Annotated in this window: 1 protein-coding gene; it reads right to left on the bottom strand. The window is 49.5% G+C overall.

What is annotated here, in order from left to right; all coding sequences use genetic code 11:
* Nucleotides 1–293 (bottom strand): calcium-binding protein (locus tag AYW76_RS18620; RefSeq protein ID WP_269448115.1); only part of this gene is annotated, 293 nt, incomplete at both ends.

Below are 293 nucleotides of genomic sequence, written 5' to 3'. Positions count from 1 at the left end.
TTGATTGTGGTGTTCCCATCCCCAGCGCTAAATAGATACACGTCATTGCCAGACTCACCTTTTAAGTAGTCCCCATCACCCATACCACCACTTAATGTGTCATTTCCGGATCCACCATACAAAGTATCTTTGCCTAACCCGCCATCCAGCACGTCGTTTCCGGATCCACCATACAAAGTATCTTTGCCTAACCCGCCATCCAGCACGTCGTTTCCGCCTCGTCCTTCAAGTCGGTCATTTCCTCCAAGACCAGAAAGGGTGTCCGCAGAATCAAGTCCAACGAGTTTTTCCGA

It is taken from the genome of Marinomonas gallaica (genome assembly GCF_001639745.1).
Classification (GTDB): Bacteria; Pseudomonadota; Gammaproteobacteria; order Pseudomonadales; family Marinomonadaceae; genus Marinomonas; species Marinomonas gallaica.
This window is presented reverse-complemented; position numbering and strand designations above follow the sequence as displayed.